At 55.2% G+C, this 4,060-nt stretch carries 2 protein-coding genes; both read left to right on the top strand.

The genetic code is table 11. The features are described from left to right. Positions 1-970 (top strand): prephenate dehydrogenase (locus VGE80_RS24015; RefSeq protein WP_440594410.1); only part of this gene is annotated, 970 nt, incomplete at its 5' end. A 117-nt stretch (positions 971-1,087) separates the two neighbouring features. Beyond that, positions 1,088-4,045 carry a phosphoribosylformylglycinamidine synthase subunit PurL gene (purL, locus tag VGE80_RS24010; RefSeq protein ID WP_440594409.1) on the top strand — a complete coding sequence of 986 codons (2,958 nt, stop codon included), beginning with the start codon at positions 1,088-1,090 and terminating at the stop codon, positions 4,043-4,045. Positions 4,046-4,060 lie beyond the last annotated feature (15 nt).

Raw genomic sequence — 4,060 nt, 5'->3', positions numbered from 1 at the left:
TCGGTTATTCCCCCCCCCCGAATCTCCATCTACAGAACCAGACAGTAAAAACTCGAGTGCAATGACTGAATCTCCGTTCTCGTCGCCGTTAGTGAAAACCGTCGTCATTGTCGGTGTCGGGATGATTGGCGGCTCTCTCGCCGCTGCATTGAAGAGCAGAAATGTTGCCGAACGCGTGATTGGTGTCGGCCGAGATCCGCGTCGAATTGAATCGGCTCGCGAAGCGGGCCTGATTGACGAGGCCGTAACCGATATCAGGCAGGTTATCTCCTGCTCGGACTTGGTCGTCTTCTGCACGCCTGTTGAGAATTTGGCTGCCGATGTGCAGGCCGCAGTTGCCGACCTCTGCCAAACCGTTGCCGATCCCGGTTCCTGTAATTCACCAAAATTGCCTCTCATGACGGATGTGGGAAGCGTCAAGGGGTCGATCTGCAGCCAACTGACGGCGATCCCTCAGTTTATTGGATCACATCCCATCGCAGGATCACATCGTCAGGGCTTCGAAGCGGCAAATCCGAATTTGTTCGAAGACCGGCTCTGCATCTTGACTCCCCTGCCGGGATCAACTGCGGATTCCGTTCGCCGTCTTGAGCAATTCTGGCAGGCGATTGGGATGAAAACACTCCAGATGTCTCCCGAGGCCCATGATGAGGCACTCGCCATGACGAGTCATCTGCCACACGTCGTCGCATCTGCATTGGCCATGACACTTTCTCCCGAAAACCGGCACCTGACAGGAAGCGGATTTCGCGACACAACTCGAATTGCCGCGGGTGACCCTGATCTGTGGGCGGGTATCTTGCTGAATAATTCTCAATACGTGATGCGGGGGATTGATGACGTGATCCACCGATTGTCACAAGTGCGAGAAGCACTCGCGCGGAATGACGTGTCAGAAGTCAGGCATCAGCTCGCAGTGGGTCAGGAATCGCGTAAGAGTTTGGATGGGACAAAGAATTCCACAACCTGATCCCCTCGCAAGTCTGGTGGCAAATCGCGACAATCACGTTTGACCTGCTCAATCTAATTTTTCTCACCAGATTTGATCTGGTTGAGAAAGTCCTTCAATGATGGGAATTGAACTCGAATGCTCTGGGAAGTCGAAATTCGTCCGTCCGCAAATGAAATCGATCGGGAAGGACAACGAATCACACAAGAAGCGCGAGACCTGGGCGCGACTTCCATTCAGAATGTCCGTAGCGCACGAGGCTTTTTGCTGCAGGGAGGGAGTCTGACCGAGTCTGACGTGCAGCGTGCTGCGAATCAATTGCTCGTTGACCCCGTAGTCGAGACCTTCCTGGTTCGGCAAGTTTCTCCTGGCAAGGATACCTCTGCCTCGACAGCCTCCAACGAATCGGGAAGGCATGTGCTGAATGTACTTTACAAGCCAGGGGTCACCGACAACGTCGCTACCAGTACCCAGAAAGCCCTGGTTGACCTCGGTTTTTCAGTGGATGCGGTTGCGACGGTCCGAAAGTACTGGTTCGATGCCGGCATTTCCGCGGCTGAGCTGGAACGATTGTCGAAGCGAGTCCTCGCCAATGACGCCGTCGAGCGAGTGATTTCCGGCCCTCTCCATATGGAAAGAATTGGAGCGGGTTCTGAGTACCGCTTTCGGCTGGAAACTGTTCCCATCCGGACGATGGACGATAAAGCGTTGATGGTTCTGAGCAAGCAGGGGCAGCTATACCTGAGCCTCGCAGAAATGCAGACGATCCAGCGTCACTGGGTTGAGCAAGATCGAGATCCGACCGATATCGAACTCGAAACTGTTGCTCAGACCTGGAGCGAACACTGCTCGCATAAGACGCTGAAGGGGCGCATTCACTACAGCGATGAGAATGGCGAGCGAACGTTCGAGAACATGCTGAAGGAGACAATCTTCGGCGCGACGGTAGAGATCCGCAACCGGCTGGGTGCTGATGACTGGTGCGTCAGCGTTTTCAAAGACAACGCTGGCGTTGTGAAGTTCGACGAACATCAGCATGTCTGCTTCAAGGTGGAAACGCACAACCATCCCTCCGCGATTGAGCCCTACGGCGGCGCTAACACGGGAATTGGTGGCGTCATTCGAGACCCCTTGGGAACCGGATTGGGGGCGAAGCCGATTCTGAATACGGACGTCTTCTGTTTCGCTCCTCCTGATACGCCGGTCGAAAGTCTTCCCCCTGGCGTACTGCACCCTAAGCTGGTCATGAAGGGTGTTGTTTCCGGCGTTCGAGACTACGGTAATCGAATGGGGATTCCGACCGTCAACGGTGCGGTCTTCTTCGATGAGCGTTACCTGGGTAACCCGCTGGTCTATTGCGGAACGGCCGCAATGATCCCAGTGGACCGCGTGGAGAAGTCTGTCCTTCCCGGCGATCTCATCGTTGCCATCGGTGGACGTACAGGCCGTGACGGGATTCATGGAGCCACGTTCTCCTCTGCTGAACTGACGCAGGAGAGCGAAACAATCTCGGGTGGTGCGGTTCAAATCGGCAACGCCGTTGTCGAAAAAATGGTTGCTGACGTCGTTCTTCAGGCTCGAGATCGTGGGCTCTACCACGCGATTACAGACTGCGGGGCAGGCGGTTTTAGCTCTGCTGTCGGCGAAATGGGCGAAGAAATTGGGGCGGTCGTCTGGCTGGAGAAATGTCCGCTCAAATACACCGGCCTCTCCTATACAGAAATCTGGATCAGCGAAGCGCAGGAACGAATGGTGCTGGCTGTTCCGGCTGACAAATGGGAGGAATTCCAGGCTCTCTGCGCGGCTGAGGGGGTCGAAGCCTCGGGGATCGGACAATTCGGCAACGAAGGTCGACTTAAGCTGACCTACCATGGTGAGACCGTCGGCGATGTCGCGATGAGTTTTCTCCATGACGGCCGCCCTCCTGTGACTCGGCAGGCAGTCTACCTGCCTCCTCCCGAGACGCCCCTCACGAAGACTGCCAAGGCTCAGAAATCTATCCGGGAATGTGCTGAGATGACGCTCGAGAAGATTCTCGGGTCGCTTAATGTCTGCAGCAAAGAATGGATCATTCGTCAGTACGATCACGAAGTTCAATCGGGCTCTGTGGTTAAGCCTCTCGTTGGGGTTGCATGTGATGGTCCCTCCGATGCAGCAGTCGTCAGGCCGGATCTCAACTCTTATCGGGGTGTGGTTGTCTCCAATGGAATGAACCCTCATTTCGGCGATTTTGACCCCTACTGGATGGCGGCTGCGGCGATTGATGAAGCGATCCGAAATTGCGTCAGCGTGGGAGCAGATCCCGATCGCATCGCGATTTTGGACAACTTCTGCTGGGGCAACACCGAGCGTCCAGAAACACTGGGATCACTTGTTCGAGCGGCTCTCGGTTGCAAGGATACGGCGATCGCACTCGGAACTCCGTTCATCAGCGGAAAAGACAGTCTCAATAATGAGTTCTCGTTCGTCGACTCGGCGACGGGTGAGCGACGGACGGTAGTGATTCCTTCCTCCCTTCTCATTAGTGCGATTGGCCAAGTTCCTGACGTACGTAAGTGTGTCACGATGGACTTGAAAGAAGCTGGTAACGCCATCTATCTGGTGGGGGCAACGAGAGACGAACTCGGCGGGAGCCACTATGCCTTGGTAAATCACCTCTCGGGGGGAAGTCTGCCACAGGTTAATCTTGCACAATCGCCTCTGATTTTCGCTGCTGTCCATAGCGCAATTCAGCAGGGGCTAATCAGGAGTTGCCACGATCTCAGCGAAGGCGGTCTGGCCGTGGCGGCGGCCGAAATGGCGTTCGCAGGCGGTCTGGGGGCCAATCTGGACCTCACTCCAGTGGCGAGCGAAGCCGGGATCACGGATCCGATCGTGTTGCTATTTTCGGAAAGCACGACTCGATTCCTGATTGAAGTAGAACCAGGCAACGTTGACAAATTTGAAAAGGTGATGAAGGATTCGCCTTGCGCTCGAATTGGCCGTGTGACCACCGAAGAACGCCTTGTGGTGACCTCATCGCAAAGTGAAGTTGTCTTGAGTCAGGATATCGCCAGGTTGAAATCAGTCTGGCAGTCAACGCTGGCCTGGGACTGACGATATTCAAAATGA

Source organism: Schlesneria sp. (assembly GCF_036405755.1).
Taxonomy (GTDB): domain Bacteria; phylum Planctomycetota; class Planctomycetia; order Planctomycetales; family Planctomycetaceae; genus Schlesneria; species Schlesneria sphaerica.
This window is presented reverse-complemented; position numbering and strand designations above follow the sequence as displayed.

Bases quoted from the DNA above. Each gene is read 5' to 3' on its own strand.
- purL (WP_440594409.1), top strand. From the start codon at position 1,088: ATGCTCTGGGAAGTCGAAATTCGTCCGTCCGCAAATGAAATCGATCGG.